The sequence below is a fragment of the Stenotrophomonas sp. NY11291 genome (assembly GCF_023277365.1).
GTDB classification, from domain to species: domain Bacteria; phylum Pseudomonadota; class Gammaproteobacteria; order Xanthomonadales; family Xanthomonadaceae; genus Stenotrophomonas; species Stenotrophomonas geniculata.
In genome coordinates this window covers 3,009,633-3,024,039 of sequence record NZ_CP096975.1, presented here as the reverse complement: position 1 = coordinate 3,024,039, position 14,407 = coordinate 3,009,633, and the positions used below count along the sequence as shown (strand labels likewise).

Sequence of the window (14,407 nt, the reverse complement as noted above, 5' to 3'; positions counted from 1 at the left end):
TAGGGCTTATTGGGCCCTTGAGCCCACATGATAAGGGCCCTAGACGATGCGTGCTGCCTTGCCTGCAGGCACGGCGTCACTCGTAGGCGCGATCCTGCTTCGTTGGCGGGACCTCCACCACATCACCGCGCCGGATCAGCTCATCCAGATCCACCGCCGAAGCGGCCAGCGCGTCCTGCGCATCGAAATCCCACTTGTCCTTGTACTCGCGCGCCAGCAGATCGCAGACCGCCTTGGTACGCGGATAGGCATCGTCCTTGCCCTCGTTCTGCTTCAGCGCATCGCGATGGATCTGGCACAGCATGAGCTGGTGCGCATCCTCGGCGCGCTCGCGCTCCCAGGTGATGTCGGGCAGGCCCGAAAGCGCAGCGGCAAGTGCGAACGCGGTCATTGGCATGTCAGGTGTCCAGGTAGCGATGGGAACCCGAGCGTATGCGAGCGGCGTTGGCTTGAGGTCACCGCCGCCCGCGTCGTTTCACTGCGTGTTCACCATTCGCCGCAGCATGGAAACTGCATCAGATGCAGTGGATCCAGACGATCTGCTCACGCATTCACATCCACAACAATCCGCCCACGCACCTTGCCCGGAATGATCTGGTCGTAGACGTCCAGCACCTCGGCAAGCCCGATCAGCTGCACGGTGCTTTCCAGCTTCTGCGGGTCCAGGTCGGTGGCAAGACGATCCCACGCGCGCTGGCGGACGGCCTGCGGCGCATTCACCGAATCCACGCCGGCAAGCGTCACGTTGCGGAGAATGAAGGGCAGCACCGAGCCATGCAGCTCATCACTCTGCGCCAGCCCGCACGCGGCCACTGCGCCGCGGTACTTCGTCTCGGCAATGGCGTTGACGAGGGTAGGGCCGCCTGCCACATCCACCACGCCGGCCCAGCGCTCGGCACTCACCGGCCGTTCGCGCGGTTCTGAAAGCTGCGCGCGGTCGATGATCTCGGCGGCGCCCAGGCTGTGCAGATACTCGGCGTGTTCCGGGCGCCCGGTGGCAGCCACTACGCGATAACCCAGCTTTGAAAGGATCGCCACCGCAATCGAGCCGACGCCACCGTTGGCGCCGGTCACCAGCACATCGTCCTTGTCCGGCATCACGCCGGCATCTTCCAGCGCCAGCACGCACAGCATCGCGGTGTAGCCGGCGGTGCCGATGGCCATGGCGTCGCGGGTGCTCAGGTTGGCGGGAATCCTGTTGAGCCATTCGCCGCGAACACGGGCGCGCTGGGCGAGGCCGCCGTGGTGGCCCATGCTGAGGTCCCAGCCGTTCAACACCACGCGGTCACCGGGTTGGAAACCGGCATTGCCCGACTCCAGTACAACGCCAGCCAGATCGATGCCAGGGATCAACGGGAACGTCCGGATCACCGGGCGCGTGCCGGTGAGGGCCAGCGCGTCCTTGTAGTTCAGCGTGGAGTACTCGACCTGCACCAGCACGTCGCCATCCATCAGGTTGGCTTCATCGAAATCGACCAGCTCCGTGGAAACGCCGTCGTTGGTCTTGCGGGTCAGCAGTGCCTTGAAACTCATGGTGCGGTCTCACGTTCAATGGATGAGCCCATGCTAGGCTCGCACCACTATCGCAACAAGAACGATGATTTTCCGTAGGTACTATGGTTTTCCGGAGTATGCATGCGTAGCAGGCGTTGGGACGGCAAGAGCGGTTGCGCGGTGGAAGTCACGCTGTCGGTCATGGGCGGCGTGTGGAAGCCGGTCATTCTGTTCCACCTGATGACAGGCAAGCGACGCTTCATGGAGCTCACGCGGCGTGTGCCCAACGCTACCCAGTCCATGCTGACCAGCCAGCTGCGGGAACTGGAAGCCGACGGGGTGGTGATCCGCCACGTGTACCCGGAAGTGCCGCCGAAGGTGGAATACGAGCTTTCCGAGTTCGGGCGCACGCTGGTTCCGGTGCTGCTGGCCATGCGCGAGTGGGGTGAAACCTATCGTGGTTTCAAGCGTTCGCCCTGAGGTGATTGTCGGCCGAGCATGGAATATGGCGCGCACCAATGCCAGCCCCCGGAGGGGGCCGGCATGAATCACGGCAGTGCGTGACTTACGGGATGGTGCAGCCGCTGTTCCGTAGGCAGCGGGCAAATGCCGGGTAGCACACCTTCTCGCCATTGCCCGCCGCCAGACAAGCCTCGTAGGCGGTGTAGCACGGGGTACAGCGGGACTGCGCGGAGGCACTGCCGATTCCCAGGGTCAGTGCAGCAGCCGCAATAGCAACAGACAGCTTGAATCCAATCTTCATGCTTCACTCCGTTGATAGCCCTCCTTGGGCATCTCGGAGGCTAACGTGGGAAGAGGGTGTGTTCAACCCGCACCGCGTCCGGATGGGCATCCATCTTCAGCGCCCCGCCCTGGATTTACTTTGTTGGCGCGTCTGCAGTCTGAGCGGCCACCATGGCTTGTTGCATTTCCTTCAGTGACAGATAGCCATCACCATCGGTGTCCAGGCCCGCAAAGTACTTCGCGATCTCCGGCACCACGATGGCTTCCTCCTTGCTGATCCGTCCGTCTTTGTTCTTGTCCATCGCGGTGAATGCGGCGTCGATTGAATCGGCCTGCTTGTTGAAACGGCCCTGCTGAAATTCTGCGTACTCGGACTTGTCGACGCGTCCATCCTTGTTGGTATCCATCGCGGTGAACGTGGAATCGATGTAGGCCTGTTTCGGATCGGCCGGTGCGGCCTCGGCCAGTAATGGGGCAGCGCACAGGGCAATCAACAGAGCAGTTCTGGTCATGGGGTGTTTGTCCTTGTTGAGGGGCAATCAGCGGCAGGGATAGGTGTAGCCGTCGGTGCTGCGATAGGTATCGTTGCGGCGGTCGTAGTTGCCGTAGCGGTTCATGCAGTAGTCGGCGCGCTCGCGGACTTCGCGTTCGCGCTTGGCAGCAGCGGCAATCACGCCGGCCACCACCGCTGCACCCACCACGCCCACTACCACGCCGGTGGCTTTGGCGTCGTGCCGGCGCTCGCGTTCCCGCTCACGATCCCGCTCACGTTCGCGCCGCTCCCATGCATCGCGCTCCCGATCGCGGTAGTCCTGGCTCCAGTGCGGGCTGTAGCGATCGCCACGCTGTGCGCGGGCGTCGCTGGAGTAGGGCATCAACACCAGTAGCTGCGCGGCAGCTACCAGCAGCAGCGCGGGCTTTCCTGTTCTAAGAAACATCGTCCAGCTCCTGTGCGGACATTCTCGGTAGCCGTAGTACACACTGCGGACATTGCGCGAACCTGCTGTCAACACAGGTAGATGCATTGGCTATTGGACCAGTGCCTCCACCGGATCGAGCCGTGCGGCACGTCGTGCCGGCAGGAATCCGAAGCCAATACCAATCAGGCTGGAACAGGCGAAGGCGGCGAGAATGGAATGGACGGAGAACACCAGGCTGAAACCCACCTTGGCCAACTCCAATGCGGCACCCAACGCCAGGGCCACGCCGATGCCGAGCACGCCGCCGAGCAGGCACACCAATACCGATTCGATCAGGAACTGCTGCAGGATGTCGCTGCGGCGCGCACCCACCGCCATGCGTACGCCGATCTCGCGGGTTCGCTCGGTCACCGACACCAGCATGATGTTCATCACGCCGATCCCGCCGACCACCAATGCGATGGCCGCGATGGAGCTGATCATCATGGTCAGGATGCCGGTGGTCTGTTCGATGGATTCACGGATCTGCGCGTTGTTGCTCATGTAGAAGTCGGTGCTGCCATGGCGCCGCGTCAGCAATCGTCCGATGGCCTGCTCGGCCGCTTCCATGCTGATCGCATCGGAAACGCGTACGGTGATGCTGGACACGTGGCTCTGCCCCAGCATGCGTGCCATGGCGGTGGTGTAGGGCAGCCATACCCGCAGCAGTGACGCATCGCCGGCAGCACCGGCATCCTTCTTCACCACGGCCACGATACGCACAGGCACGTTGCCCAGCAGCAGGGTCTGGCCGATGGGATTGTCCGCGGCAGCGAAGAAGCGAGCGCGGGTATTGGCGTCGATCACCACGACCTGCTGGTAGCCGCTCACACCCGGTGGGCCGAAGAAGGCGCCTTCGCCCAGCTTCAGGCCATGCACGCGGAAATACTGCTCGCTGACGCCCTGCACCTGCACGCTGGCCGAACGGTTGCCGCGCAGGGCAGTGCCGCTGGTGGCAACACCGGGGGTGGCGCTGTCCACGAATGGTTGCCGGGCCAGGGTCACACTGTCGCCGGGGGTGAGTGTTTCCACCCGCGCCGAGTGCAGGTCGCCAAAGCCGGAACCGGGATAGATCTCGATCGTGTTGGTACCCAACGAGGAGATGTTGGACAGGATGGCCTGCCGTGCACCGGTGCCCAGTGCTACCACCGCCACGACCGAAGCAATGCCGATGATGATTCCGAGCATGGTCAGGAAGGTGCGCATGCGGTGGGCATTCATCGCACGCAGTGCCATGCGGAAGGCTTCAGTGAAACGGTCCCGCCAGACCTGCCAGCCGCTGTTGCCCGCAGGCTGGGGCACGGCTGGCGTCGCCACGCCCGCTGACAGACCAGTACCGGTGGCACGATCACCCACAATCCGCCCATCGCGGATTTCGATGATGCGCTGCGCATGCTCGGCCACGGCCATGTCATGCGTAACCAGCACCACGGTATGGCCCTCGGCATGCAGCTCGCCGAGGATCTTCATCACTTCTTTGCCGGAATGCGTGTCCAACGCACCTGTAGGTTCGTCAGCGAAGATCACCGCGCCACCATTCATCAGGGCCCGTGCAATCGAAACGCGTTGCTGCTGGCCACCCGACAGCTCACCAGGAAGATGCTGCATGCGCTCGCCCAGGCCAAGCCGCGACAACAGCGTGGCCGCACGCGCATGGCGTGCCTCGGCAGGCATGCCGGCGTAGATCGCGGGCACTTCCACATTGCTCAGTGCAGTCAGATCGGTCAGCAGGTGGTAGCGCTGGAAGATGAAGCCGAAGTGCTCGCGGCGTAGTTCGGCCAGTTCATCAGGCGACATCTGCGCGGTCTCGCGCCCGGCGATCTGATAGACGCCGGCGGAGGGGCGATCCAGGCAACCCAGGATGTTCATCAGCGTGGATTTTCCTGAGCCGGATTGGCCTACGATGGCCACCAGTTCACCTGCGTGGATATCCAGGTCGATGCCGTCGAGTACTACCAGTGTCTGCTCGCCCGCGGCAAATTCACGGCGTACGCCGCGAACGCGCAGCAGTGGCTCGTTCATGGTCGTACTCATTGGGGTTGTGCAGGCGCGTTGGTGGCTTCGACGTTGGCCTGCGCCAGCACGACCTGTTCGCCTTCCTTCAGCCCGTCGCGTACTTCCACCTGGATCTGGTCATCCAGCCCGGTGGTGATGCGCCGCGTGCTGGCGCGGCCGTCGGCACCGCGTACCTGCACGCTGTAGCTGCCATCGGCGGCGCGTGCACCCAATGCGACCGAGGGAATGATCAGTACGTCGTTGGCGCGGCCCAGCACGATGCGAACCTGCGCGGTCATGTAGCTGCGCAGGCGGCCATCGGCGTTGTCCACGTCGAACTGGCCGTTGTAGTACATGGCCGTGCGACTGCCACCCGACACCGCCGGTGCGGCGAGGCTGGAACTGTCTTCGTTGGTGATCGATTCCGGCGCTGGCGCGATATCCCGCAACGTGCTGCTGTAGCGGCGGCCAGCATCACCAAGAATGGTGAAGAATACCTCCTGCCCGACAGACGTGTGTACGACGTCGGCCTCGGAGATCTCAGCGTACACCGTCATCACGTCCTGGTTGCCCAGCATCACGATGGTCGGTGCGCTCTGCACCGCATTCACGGTCTGCCCCTGGCGCGCGACCACGGCCAGCACGGTGCCGTCGGTGGGGGCGGTGATGCGGGTGAATTCCAGATTGGTCTGTGCGACATCGACGTCGGTCTGTCGGCGCGTCACTTCACCGTCCAGCGCAGCGATTTGTTCCCGGGTGGCATCGACCTTGGCCTTGGCTGCATCGAAGTCGGCGCGGGCCACCAGTTGCGAGGCCGCCAGTTGCTGCTGCCGATGCAGTGTCAGCTCGAACTGGCGCAAGTCGGTGGCCAGCGCATCGCGGTTGGCGCGCGCGGTGCGCTGCGCGGCCTGCGCGCTCAGCAATGCATTGCGCTGAGTGCGCGAATCGATATCGGCAATGAGATCGCCGGCTTTCACCTTGTCGCCCAGCTTTACATGCAGAGTATCGATGCGGCCAGAGACCTGTGCACCCACGCTTACCAGTCGCGAGGGCTTCAGCGTGCCAGTGGCCTCCACCACCTGTTCGATGTTGCCGCGAGCGACCGGTGCAACCTGCAGGTGCGGAGGTGGTGCGGGCCGCAACCACGCGAACAGAATCAGCGCGCTGCACAGCAGGCCGGCAGCAACGATGAGCGCACGGCGGCGCTTGCGCGGTACGGCGCTCATCGGCGCAACATCCAGAACAGACAGGTCATCGGGGGTCCTCACGGCAGTAGAAACACACGTCTGTCGTGGCATCGGCGCAACATCCAGAACAGACAGGTCATCGGGGGTCCTCACGGCAGTAGAAACACACGTCTGTCGTGGCAGACGTGGTTGACCGTCGAGTCTTCATGCGCTGGGTTGCGCGAACCTTGCGGAGCGATCGTTGTGTCAGCGCGCGGCGTGAAGAGCGAGCAGTGCGACGGCGATGAACTGCAGGGCGCTACCGAGAACCAGCAGTGCATTTCGCAGCCGGTGACCTGCGATGCGCGCAGTGCAGAGTTGAATCGCAGCACCGGCCAACAACCAGAGGAAGGTCGAAGCATGCAGCTTCGCCATTCCTGCACCGATGGTGATCAGCAGCGCACTGGCAATCATTATCCCAGCGGCATGGCCGTCCAGGGCGCGCAGCAGCGGTGGCGTTGGGTGCGGGGTTGCCGCCCGCCATGCCGCCAGCCCGTGCAGCGCGGCATGCACGGCAACGAACAGGAACACGGCCGCCGCCGCCGCGGTGCTCGCGTGCCGATACGTTGAAGCCACCAGCGCAAGGCCGGGCAGCAGCAGAAACAACGCGCCGAACAGTCGCATCAACACACCAGCGCGCTCGATATCGGGAACTGTCCGCAGCCAAAGCGGCCAATGTTGCAGGCCGGGCGCGCGGACATTGTGTGGGCGGCGATTCCATGCGGCAGCCGTAAGTCCGGGCGAATTCCGCGGTGGCACAGTGCGTGCGGAAGGGGACGGTGGGGGAGCTCCCTGGGTCACATGCAGGCTTCCTGTCAGATAGGAACGCGGTGGCACGGCAGGTGCCACACCCCGATGCTGTCCAGCGAACATTGCCGCAACCTTGCCTGTCCTCGCTCCCGGCCACGCATGGACAGGCGCCGGTTACACAGGTGCATGCGATGTGTTCAGTGCTCCAGCGGTGGCGTGCTGGTCACGCCCGGATGCAATGGAAACTCGACACGGATCAATGCACCACCACCCGGCGCATCCAGAATCGTGACGTGGCCGCCGTGGCGGTCGATCACCTGGCGCACCAGGTTCAGCCCCAGGCCCGCGCCTGTCTGCCGCGGCCGCAACCGCTGGAAGGGTTCGAAAACCCGTTCGCGCTGGTCGACCGGTATGCCGGGGCCGTCGTCCTCGACCTCCAGGCAGCTGCCTTGAACGCGCACGATGATCTGGCGTCCGCCATGTTCGGCAGCATTCAGTACCAGGTTGGAAATTACCCGCTCCACTGCGCCGGTCTCGCCGAGCACCGGGAAATGTGATTCCACCGCCACGGCTACGGTCTTGTCCGACTGGATCAGCAGCGGCGCCAGATCGGCGGCCACCCGTTTGGCCACCCGCGCCAGGTTGATGGTTTCCTTCGGCCCGTCTTCGTCCATGCGGTGCAGATCCAGCAGCTGCTCTGCCAGCGTCGCCAGCCGCGCCACTTCCACGGCCAGGCTGCACGAGGTGGCGTCGTCGGCCGCATCGACCTTTACCCTCAGAATCGCAATGGGTGTGCGCAGCTCATGCGCGGCGGCGGCGATGAAGCGGCGTTGCCGTTCGTGCCCCTCGTCCAGCCGCTCCAGTGCTTCATTCACCGCCGTCACCAACGGAGCGATCTCCACAGGCACAGCGGTTTCTGTCAGGCGGACACCGCGGCGGCTGGCGGAGATGTTGCGGGCTTCCTCGGCGATGCGCTCCACCCCGGCCAGGGCCCGTCTCACGATGATCGGTGTCAGGACGATGGTGGCCAGGCCCAGCAGCAGGAAGATCGGCAGGGTGATGATGTGTGCCGCCAGCGCCATCTGCCAGGTCAGCGTATCGGTTTCGCCATGGGCCATGATGGTCAGCTTGCCGGCCGGCCCGCTGTGCTGGCGGACCACGACGGCCAGGCCATCGCTGCGATCCCGCCCGCGCAGGTCGCCAAAGGGGATGCCATCCAGTGCGCCTACCAGCGAGGCATAGGCCGGCGGCACAGGTCCGAACGTAACGTAGTGGCCATGCTCATCCTCGGCGATGAACCATGCACCGGGAACGATCTTCAGCAGTTCGGCCAGTTCCGGTGTGTTCTGCACGTACAGTTCGCCATTGCGGTCGCGGTGCACCGCGTCGGCGGCCACCGGCGCAAAGGTCTGGATGGTGTAGTAGCCACCGCTGTCGGCACGTATCAGCACCATCAGCAGCGCGAAGAACGCCACCAGCAACGCCATTAGCTGATAGATCAGCGTTTTGACGATCAACGGACGCTTCAGCGATGGACGACGCGCCATTATTTGGCTTCCCGCATCAGATAGCCGACACCGCGGATGGCGTGTATCTCTACTCCTGCGTCGGCATCGGCCAGCTTGCGGCGAAGGCGCGATACGTGCGAATCGAGCGTGTTGGAATGGATGCCGTCATCGAATCCATACACCGCCATTTCAATCGACTCGCGCAGCACGGTGCGACCCAGACGCCGGGCCAGCGCGGCCAGTACACGTATCTCACGGCGCGGCAGCTCCAGCCGCTGCCCGCCCACGCTCGCCTCGCCCGATGCCGGGTCGAACACCAACCGGCCGATGCTCACCAGTTCCACCTGCATGCCGCTCGGCCGGCGCCCGGCAGCGCGGATGCGGGCGAACAGCTCCTCCAGTGCGAAGGGCTTGGCCAGATAGTCGTCCGCGCCCTCATCCAGGCCGGCGATGCGGTCCGGCAGCTGCCCCAGCGCGCTCAGCACGATGATCGGCACCCCGGGGTTGCGCTCACGCAACAGCGAAATCAATCCCAGGCCGTCGCCGTCGGGCAGGGTGCGGTCCAGCAACACCAGGTCGTGCGATCCGCACAGCGCCGCTTCGCGGGCCAGCGCCAGCGTGTTGGCCAGGTCCACCACGTAGCGCTCGCGCTGCAGGGCGGACTTCAGGGTAGCGGCCAGTTCGGCTTCGTCTTCGATCAGCAGGATGTGCATCGGCGGGGTTTGCGCAGGAAGGGGGCGTGGCGGGGCGGTTCGGCACGCGCCGGCACCGTATTACAGGAACATTGCGTGAACATGGCGTGCCTTCCCGATGTCCCGCAAGGCTGTAATGGACGCAGGAAAGCGGATGTCGGCGCAAGGTTCGCGCAATCCGGGCACTCCAGCCTTGGCGCCCTTCCGCTGATCCCACCCCCTGGAGTACCCATGAAGTTGTTCGTTCCGTTGTTGTTCGTGGCCGCGCTGAGTGGCTGCACCACCGCCAGGATGACCGTTACCCCCGATGGCCGACGCGGCGTCTCCATCGACTGCAGCGGCTCCAGCTCCTGGAGCGGCTGCTACGAAAAGGCCGGGCAGATGTGCCCAGGCGGCTATGTGGTCTTCAGCAAGGATGGCGACGACGGCAACGCCATCGCGGTGGGCAACAAGAACGGCTTCACCTCCACCCAGATGGCCACCCGCTCGATGCTGGTGGCCTGCTCGCACTGACACCGGGAGGGGAGGTGGGCAGCCACCTCCCCCTGTCATCATGGTTCGCAGCCCTGTGTCAGAAGCTGTAGGCCGCCTGCACATACACCCGCCGTGGCTCGCCGGGGAAATGCCCGTTGCGTTCAATGAAGCCACTGGCCGCGTACACCTTGTCGAACAGGTTCTTGACGTTGGCCTGGAAGTGCCACTGCCTCCACGTGGTCTTCCAGCTCACGTCGAACACGGTGTAGGCCTTGACCGTCTGCCCATCCAGGCTGAGGCGTTCGTCGACGTGATCGGCGCCAAAGCCGATGGCGGAGTTGATCGCCGGCAGGTCATAACGCGTCCACAGTCCCAGCTTGTTGCGCGGCGCATTGGCGAATCGGTCGCCGGAGGCGTTGGTGATGCCATTCGGGCCGGCGTCCTTCACCCGCGCATCGTTGTAGGCGTAGGTCAGGTTCAGCACCCAGCGCTCGGTGAGGTCGGCCAGAAGGTCCAGCTCCATGCCGGTGCTACGTACCAGGCCCAGCGCGGCCAACTGGTTCACGCCACCGATCACCTCGCCGGTGGCCTGCACGATGTTGCTGCGGTCGATCCGGTAGGCCGCCATGTTCAAGGTCACACGGTCGGCCAGCAGCGACTTCATGCCCACTTCCCACTGCTTGCTGCGCTCGGCATCGAACGGTCCGCCAGCGGCCGGGTTCTGGTTGGCGGCACTCTGCGGCACGAAACCATTGGCGATGTTGGCGTAGACATTCAGGCCCTCGCGCACGGTGAACGTGCTACCCAGCCGCCAGCTGAGATCGTTGCCATCCACGCTGCTGCCACCCATGCGGTCCTCATCCTTGAAGCCATCCCAGCGCAGTCCGGCCAGCACATGCCAGCGTGTGCCCAGTGCCAGTTCGTCCTGCAGGTAGCCGCCATAGCGCTTGCTGCGGGTGGACGTGCTGCGCCAGGGCAGGGCCGCCAGGTTGTAGTCGTGCCAGGTACTGGCGCCGTACACGGGATTGAACAGGTCGATGCCGCGCACCGGCCCGGCGCCACGCGCAAGGTCAGCGCTGTTCGCGGTCTGTGCGGTGAAGTACGCGTCCAGCCGGTATACATCGGCGCCGAACAGCACCTTGTGCTCCACCGCGCCGGTGGTCACCCGCCAGACTGCATTGCCGTTGGCAGTGAATGCGTCGTTGTCGCGGATCTGGTTGCGCAGCTGGCGGGTCATCCATTCGGCCACGCCATCGCGGTCACGATCGAGCAGGCCCATCGGCTCGTGGTACATCTGGTGCTCGTTGTTGCTGAACCAGCGGGCGGCGAAGTCCAGGTCCAGCGTGTCGAGCGGCGCGAAGCGGTACTGCGCCAGCGCCACCTTGGCGCGCATGTCGAGAAAGTCGCTGGCCTCGTTGTGGTTCCAGCGGCGGTCGGTCAGGAACGTGCCTGCATCGTTGACCGGCACGCCGCGCAGACGGTTGCCGCCAAGGTTCTGGGTGATGTCGGTGAACTGCAGCACCAGTTCGCCGGTCTGTCCGACGTCGAAGGCCAGCGAGGCATCGCCGATCACGCTCTCGCTGTCGGTGTTCCAGCGCACGCCCTTTTCATTGTCGGCATAGAGCCCGGCGCGATAGCGCACGCTGCCGGCGGCATTCAACGGCCCGGTACCCTCGATCGATCCGGCACGGAAGTCCTTGTCGCCCAGCTGGACCTCGATGCGGCGCTCGGCAGCGGCTTTGGGCTTGCGGGTTACGTAGTTGATGACACCGCCCGCATCACCCCCGCCATAAAGCGCGCCTGCCGGTCCCTTCAGCACTTCCACGCGCTCGATGTTGAACAACTGCGGCACCGAGAATCCTGCATACGGGTCGCCGCGCAGACCGTCATACAGCACGTTCTCCTGGCGGAAGCCGCGCAGGGTCACCCCGGCATAGCTGAAATAGCTGATGCCGCTGATGCTGCGATAGAGATCGGTTACCTGACGCGCCGCCTGGTCGTCGATCAGTTCACGCGGGATGACCTGGATCGACTGTGGGACCAGCTCCAGCGGTGTATCCGTGCGGGTGCCGACCGCAGCATCGTCCACCCGGTACAGCGCCTGTGCACGTCCGCGAACCTCGACCTTGTCCAGGTCCTTGGGCGCGGCAGTAGAGGACTCGGCAGCATGGGCAAGCGGTGCCAAGGGCAGGGTCAGTGCCAGGTACAGGGCGCGTTGCAGGGGTGTGGGAAGGGGCATTGGGGAGGGGCTATGTGTCTGCAAATGAGAAAGATTAGCATTTGCAACACTTCGAAACCTATCCCCCGAATGCGCTATGGACGCGCGCCGGGGTCCGTATATGGGGTGCCCGCCAAGGCCACCAGTACCCCGTTGGCGCCGCGCACGATCAGCTGCAGCATGGCCTCGCGCGGGTCCTCGCCCTGCAGTTGGCTTGCCAGTCCCTTCTCATAGGCCGCCACCATCGACGCCAGCAGCATGGCCGCGCCCAATCGCCCTTCGGCGTCATGTCCGGGCCGGCCGACAGCGTCGGCCATCAATTGCGCCAGATCGTCAGTCAACTGCGCCTGCAGCCGTCGCGCGTGCGCGACCAGTACCGGGCTCTCCGCCACGGTGCCCCAGAAGGCGGCAGCACCGGCATTGATGCGCAGCAGTGGATGGCCCGCCTCCAGCAACTCGCGCACGAGTGACTGGAAGGCCATCAGCGGGGTCATTCCGCTGCGCGCCATCATGCCCTCGCGCAGCAGCGTGCGCGCCTCCTCATCGCGATCGAACACCAGGTCTTCCTTGCTGGCGAAGTAGTTGAAGACCGTCTTGCGTGAGACGCCCGCGGCTTCGGCGATCTCGGACATGGAGACGGCCTCGAAGCCCCGCCGGATGATCAGCTCGGTGGCGACGTCGGAAATCGCTTGTCGGGTCTTGGCTTTGCGCTGCTCGCGACGGTCAGGAAGCGGGGTCATGGGTGGTTCATGTGTGAAAACGTACACCGAGTGTAACATTTGTCCCGCCAGAGCGCCGACCCGGCGCTCACAAGGAATCTCCATGCTGTACGACGTCGTCATTGCCGGTGCTGGCCCGGTTGGCTTGTTCCTGTCCTGCGAACTGGCCCATGCCGGGTGTTCGGTGCTGGTGCTGGAACAGGCCGGGTCCGCTGATTCGCCGTTGAAGCGCCTGCCATTCGGGCTGCGCGGCCTGAACGTCCCCACGCTGGAGGCACTGGATCGGCGTGGCCTGTTGGACGCGGTCGTCGCGACTCAGGTGCTCAAGCCCGACAAGGGCGCGCCGCCGCTAGGCACCGCCCATTGGCTGGCGCAACCGCGGGCGCTGGGTGGCCACTTCGCCGGCATTCCGTTTGCGTTGGACGACGTCGACCGCACGCGCTGGAGCTGGCGCCTGCCGACGCCAGTGGGCACTCAGATGGCGGTGGAGCTGCAGGCCCTGGAAACGGTATTGGCCGAACGTGCGATTGCGCTGGGCGTGCGCATCGAACGCGGGCGTGCGGTACAGGCGGTGGATGCGCACGAGGCGCAGGTTGCCGTGCACATCGGCTCCGGCAGGGTCCACGGCCGCTGGCTGGTCGGTTGTGATGGGGCCCGCAGCACGGTACGCAAGCAATCGGGCTTCATCTTTGCCGGAACCGGGCCGGAGTTCACCGGTTACACGCTGCTGGTCGAACTGGCAGATGGGTGTGTACTCACACCGGGCCGACAGTTCACCGATCACGGGATGTGCAATTTCAACCCGCCAGGCCTGCTGGCGCTGGCCGATTTCGACGGTGGCGCGGGCCATCGCACGCCACTGGACCGGCACTCCGCGCAAGCGTTGCTGCGGCGGGTGTCTGGCCGCGAGGCAACGATCACTGCATTGCACCTGGCCACGACATGGACCGATGCTGCGCGCCAAGCGACGGCCTATCGCAGCGGCCGTGTGCTGTTGGCAGGTGATGCCGCGCACATGCATTCACCGTTGGGCGGCCAGGGGCTGAACCTTGGCATCGGCGATGCGATGAACCTCGGTTGGAAGCTGGCCGCCGTAGTGCGGGGCAAGGCTGATGAGGCGCTGCTGGACAGCTATCAGTCTGAGCGCCATCCGGTGGGCACCAAGGTGCTGGACTGGTCGCGCGCGCAGGTTGCGCTGATGCGTCCCGGGGCCGGCTCGCGCGCGCTGGCAGCGATCATGGCCGACCTGGCCGGCACCCGCGATGGGGCCACGTATCTGGCCGAGCGGATCTGGGGTGTTTCGCAGCAGCTGGAACTTGGCGGAGAGCACCCGCTGGTCGGCAGGAGCGCGCCGGACTTCCGGTTGGCCGATGGCCGCCGCCTGGGCGAACTGCTGAGAGCGGGGCAGGGGGCGCTGCTTGTTTTCGACCCGGCGTCTTCGCCGCCGCAGCATGACCAACGCTGGCAGCCTTCCATCGCCTGCGCCGCAGATACTGGAGATGTGGCATCGGGTCTGGGGGCGGTGCTGGTGCGCCCGGATGGCGTCGTTGCCTGGACCTGCGGCATAGGAGGAGATATGCCCGGCCTTGATTCGGCGCTTGCTTCCTGGACCGGTCCGACGCGGTGAT

15 protein-coding genes are annotated in these 14,407 nt (G+C 64.9%); 3 read left to right on the top strand and 12 right to left on the bottom strand.

The window, feature by feature from the left end; genetic code table 11:
* Positions 1 to 76 precede the first annotated feature (76 nt).
* Both M1L61_RS14155 and M1L61_RS14150 read right to left on the bottom strand, forming a co-directional pair.
* Positions 77 to 397, bottom strand: a complete 321-nt coding sequence (locus M1L61_RS14155) for a hypothetical protein (protein WP_248853672.1) — start codon at positions 395 to 397, stop codon at positions 77 to 79.
* 146 nt (positions 398 to 543) lie between these two features.
* Positions 544 to 1,533, bottom strand: a complete 990-nt coding sequence (locus M1L61_RS14150; RefSeq protein WP_248853671.1) for an MDR family oxidoreductase — start codon at positions 1,531 to 1,533, stop codon at positions 544 to 546.
* A gap of 102 nt (positions 1,534 to 1,635) precedes the next feature.
* On the opposite strand from M1L61_RS14150, the gene M1L61_RS14145 reads away from it, so the two are divergent.
* Positions 1,636 to 1,974 (top strand): helix-turn-helix domain-containing protein, encoded by a 339-nt coding sequence (locus tag M1L61_RS14145; RefSeq protein ID WP_043398633.1) that lies wholly within the window; start codon positions 1,636 to 1,638, stop codon positions 1,972 to 1,974.
* An 85-nt stretch (positions 1,975 to 2,059) separates the two neighbouring features.
* Here the strand turns inward: M1L61_RS14145 and M1L61_RS14140 are convergent, their stop codons facing one another.
* From M1L61_RS14140 to M1L61_RS14105, 8 genes are all read right to left on the bottom strand, one after another.
* Entirely contained in the window at positions 2,060 to 2,257 is a 198-nt protein-coding gene (locus M1L61_RS14140) for a hypothetical protein (RefSeq protein WP_032128612.1), read from the bottom strand.
* A gap of 115 nt (positions 2,258 to 2,372) precedes the next feature.
* On the bottom strand, positions 2,373 to 2,750 hold the full coding sequence (locus tag M1L61_RS14135) for an EF-hand domain-containing protein (protein WP_049436688.1): 378 nt from the start codon (positions 2,748 to 2,750) through the stop codon (positions 2,373 to 2,375).
* A gap of 27 nt (positions 2,751 to 2,777) precedes the next feature.
* Positions 2,778 to 3,176 (bottom strand): hypothetical protein, encoded by a 399-nt coding sequence (locus M1L61_RS14130; RefSeq protein ID WP_248853670.1) that lies wholly within the window; start codon positions 3,174 to 3,176, stop codon positions 2,778 to 2,780.
* Between the two features lie 90 nt (positions 3,177 to 3,266).
* Positions 3,267 to 5,231 carry a MacB family efflux pump subunit gene (locus M1L61_RS14125; protein ID WP_248853669.1) on the bottom strand — a complete coding sequence of 655 codons (1,965 nt, stop codon included), beginning with the start codon at positions 5,229 to 5,231 and terminating at the stop codon, positions 3,267 to 3,269.
* Complete coding sequence (locus tag M1L61_RS14120; protein ID WP_248853668.1) at positions 5,228 to 6,418, bottom strand: efflux RND transporter periplasmic adaptor subunit; 1,191 nt, start codon at positions 6,416 to 6,418, stop codon at positions 5,228 to 5,230. The genes M1L61_RS14125 and M1L61_RS14120 overlap by 4 nt, the downstream gene beginning before the upstream one ends.
* A 207-nt stretch (positions 6,419 to 6,625) precedes the next feature.
* On the bottom strand, positions 6,626 to 7,042 hold the full coding sequence (locus M1L61_RS14115) for a hypothetical protein (protein WP_049436684.1): 417 nt from the start codon (positions 7,040 to 7,042) through the stop codon (positions 6,626 to 6,628).
* A gap of 323 nt (positions 7,043 to 7,365) precedes the next feature.
* Positions 7,366 to 8,715, bottom strand: a complete 1,350-nt coding sequence (locus tag M1L61_RS14110; RefSeq protein ID WP_010484812.1) for a HAMP domain-containing sensor histidine kinase — start codon at positions 8,713 to 8,715, stop codon at positions 7,366 to 7,368.
* Positions 8,715 to 9,389, bottom strand: coding sequence for a response regulator transcription factor (locus tag M1L61_RS14105; RefSeq protein WP_019338179.1), 675 nt, complete (start codon positions 9,387 to 9,389; stop codon positions 8,715 to 8,717). Before M1L61_RS14105 ends, M1L61_RS14110 begins: the two co-directional genes overlap by 1 nt.
* A 210-nt stretch (positions 9,390 to 9,599) precedes the next feature.
* Here M1L61_RS14105 and M1L61_RS14100 point away from each other — a divergent pair, with 210 nt between their 5' ends.
* On the top strand, positions 9,600 to 9,881 hold the full coding sequence (locus M1L61_RS14100; RefSeq protein WP_010484816.1) for a hypothetical protein: 282 nt from the start codon (positions 9,600 to 9,602) through the stop codon (positions 9,879 to 9,881).
* A gap of 58 nt (positions 9,882 to 9,939) precedes the next feature.
* Here M1L61_RS14100 and M1L61_RS14095 read toward each other — a convergent pair whose 3' ends face one another.
* Both M1L61_RS14095 and M1L61_RS14090 read right to left on the bottom strand, forming a co-directional pair.
* Positions 9,940 to 12,081: a TonB-dependent receptor gene (locus M1L61_RS14095; protein WP_248853667.1), complete on the bottom strand. Its 2,142-nt coding sequence runs from the start codon at positions 12,079 to 12,081 to the stop codon at positions 9,940 to 9,942.
* A gap of 74 nt (positions 12,082 to 12,155) precedes the next feature.
* Positions 12,156 to 12,800, bottom strand: coding sequence for a TetR/AcrR family transcriptional regulator (locus M1L61_RS14090; RefSeq protein WP_248853666.1), 645 nt, complete (start codon positions 12,798 to 12,800; stop codon positions 12,156 to 12,158).
* Positions 12,801 to 12,882: 82 nt separating this feature from the next.
* On the opposite strand from M1L61_RS14090, the gene M1L61_RS14085 reads away from it, so the two are divergent.
* Complete coding sequence (locus tag M1L61_RS14085) at positions 12,883 to 14,406, top strand: FAD-dependent monooxygenase (protein WP_049413014.1); 1,524 nt, start codon at positions 12,883 to 12,885, stop codon at positions 14,404 to 14,406.
* Position 14,407 lies beyond the last annotated feature (1 nt).

Coding starts and splice junctions, on each gene's coding strand:
- M1L61_RS14155 (WP_248853672.1), bottom strand. CDS start 397: ATGCCAATGACCGCGTTCGCACTTGCCGCTGCGCTTTCGGGCCTGCCC.
- M1L61_RS14150 (WP_248853671.1), bottom strand. CDS start 1,533: ATGAGTTTCAAGGCACTGCTGACCCGCAAGACCAACGACGGCGTTTCC.
- M1L61_RS14145 (WP_043398633.1), top strand. CDS start 1,636: ATGCGTAGCAGGCGTTGGGACGGCAAGAGCGGTTGCGCGGTGGAAGTC.
- M1L61_RS14140 (WP_032128612.1), bottom strand. CDS start 2,257: ATGAAGATTGGATTCAAGCTGTCTGTTGCTATTGCGGCTGCTGCACTG.
- M1L61_RS14135 (WP_049436688.1), bottom strand. CDS start 2,750: ATGACCAGAACTGCTCTGTTGATTGCCCTGTGCGCTGCCCCATTACTG.
- M1L61_RS14130 (WP_248853670.1), bottom strand. CDS start 3,176: ATGTTTCTTAGAACAGGAAAGCCCGCGCTGCTGCTGGTAGCTGCCGCG.
- M1L61_RS14125 (WP_248853669.1), bottom strand. CDS start 5,231: ATGAGTACGACCATGAACGAGCCACTGCTGCGCGTTCGCGGCGTACGC.
- M1L61_RS14120 (WP_248853668.1), bottom strand. CDS start 6,418: ATGAGCGCCGTACCGCGCAAGCGCCGCCGTGCGCTCATCGTTGCTGCC.
- M1L61_RS14115 (WP_049436684.1), bottom strand. CDS start 7,042: ATGCGACTGTTCGGCGCGTTGTTTCTGCTGCTGCCCGGCCTTGCGCTG.
- M1L61_RS14110 (WP_010484812.1), bottom strand. CDS start 8,715: ATGGCGCGTCGTCCATCGCTGAAGCGTCCGTTGATCGTCAAAACGCTG.
- M1L61_RS14105 (WP_019338179.1), bottom strand. CDS start 9,389: ATGCACATCCTGCTGATCGAAGACGAAGCCGAACTGGCCGCTACCCTG.
- M1L61_RS14100 (WP_010484816.1), top strand. CDS start 9,600: ATGAAGTTGTTCGTTCCGTTGTTGTTCGTGGCCGCGCTGAGTGGCTGC.
- M1L61_RS14095 (WP_248853667.1), bottom strand. CDS start 12,081: ATGCCCCTTCCCACACCCCTGCAACGCGCCCTGTACCTGGCACTGACC.
- M1L61_RS14090 (WP_248853666.1), bottom strand. CDS start 12,800: ATGACCCCGCTTCCTGACCGTCGCGAGCAGCGCAAAGCCAAGACCCGA.
- M1L61_RS14085 (WP_049413014.1), top strand. CDS start 12,883: ATGCTGTACGACGTCGTCATTGCCGGTGCTGGCCCGGTTGGCTTGTTC.